The following is an 830-nucleotide window of genomic DNA, read 5'->3' on the forward strand; positions in this document are numbered from 1 at the left end:
GTAGAAGAACCTTCCACTTTGGTAGGATAACCCAGTTTCAGAGCTCTGAACGGCTGATGCAGGATATGGCAGGCCATGTCACCCAATGCGCCGGTTCCGTAATCCCACCATCCGCGCCAGTTCCAGGGATGATAAACGTTGTTGTACGGGTTCAGTTTGGCAGGTCCGGTGAAAAGATCCCAGTTCAATGTGTTGGGGATGCGGTCCGCCTTTTCGGGTGCATTCAGTCCCTGCGGCCAGATAGGACGGTCGGTGGCGCATTCCACTTTAGTCACCTCACCGATTTCTCCATTCCAGATCCATTCGCAAACAAGGTCGGTACCTTCGCCTGATGCTCCCTGGTTACCCATCTGGGTTACTACTCCGGTGGAAGCGGCAAGTCTGGTCAGCAGACGGGATTCATATACGGAGTGTGTCAGCGGTTTCTGGCAATATACATGTTTGCCCATTGTCATGGCGTCTGCCGTGATAATGGCGTGAGTATGGTCGGCAGTGGCAATGATGACACCGTCAATGGATTTGCCCATTTCGTCGTACATCTTGCGGTAGTCCCAGTATTTCTTAGCTTTGGGGAACTCGTCGAATACGCCTTTGGCATATTTCCAGTCCACATCACAGAGGGCTACGATGTTTTCGGTGCCCTTCACATTGTTGATGTTGGCGTGTCCCATACCTCCGATACCTACGGCTGCGAGGTTCAGTTTGTCGGTTGGTGAAACGTGCCCGTGGCTCATACCTAAGATAGAGCTGGGAGCAATGGTGATGCCTGCTAAAGCGGCGGCTCCCGTTTTAAGGAATTTTCTTCTTGAAAAGTCTGACATGGTTTTATT

General features: G+C 51.7%; 1 protein-coding gene. It reads right to left on the bottom strand.

Annotation, left to right across the window (positions count from 1 at the left end; all coding sequences use genetic code 11):
- The coding region (locus HMPREF2794_RS01420) for a Gfo/Idh/MocA family protein (RefSeq protein ID WP_139147224.1) at window positions 1-821 on the bottom strand (821 nt) is incomplete at its 3' end.
- Window positions 822-830 lie beyond the last annotated feature (9 nt).

This window comes from Bacteroides sp. HMSC067B03 (assembly GCF_001811315.1).
Lineage (GTDB): Bacteria > Bacteroidota > Bacteroidia > Bacteroidales > Bacteroidaceae > Bacteroides > Bacteroides faecis.